Origin of the sequence: Oceanobacter antarcticus (assembly GCF_044962685.1) — a bacterium.
Classification (GTDB): Bacteria; Pseudomonadota; Gammaproteobacteria; order Pseudomonadales; family Oceanobacteraceae; genus Oceanobacter; species Oceanobacter antarcticus.
The window spans coordinates 1-204 of the sequence record NZ_JBBKTX010000157.1 but is presented as its reverse complement, the minus strand read 5'-3'; the positions used below and the strand labels follow the sequence as shown (position 1 = coordinate 204).

Sequence of the window (204 nt, the reverse complement as noted above, 5' to 3'; positions counted from 1 at the left end):
GACACTCCTGAAACACATCTACGCGCTATCGGATGAACACTGCATCGCCCGCTGGGTAGAAAACCCCTACTGGCAGCACTTCTGCGGCGAGCAGTATTTCCAACATCGACCACCGATTGATTCCATCACGTTCGGGCGTTTCCGCCGACGTCTCGGCGAGGACGGTTTAAAGACACTGATGAAAATGACGGTTCGCCTAGGGTT

General features: G+C 54.4%; 1 protein-coding gene. It reads left to right on the top strand.

The genetic code is table 11. The features are described 5' to 3' along the window. Positions 1 to 204 (top strand): transposase (locus tag WG929_RS21330; RefSeq protein ID WP_416207665.1); only part of this gene is annotated, 204 nt, incomplete at both ends.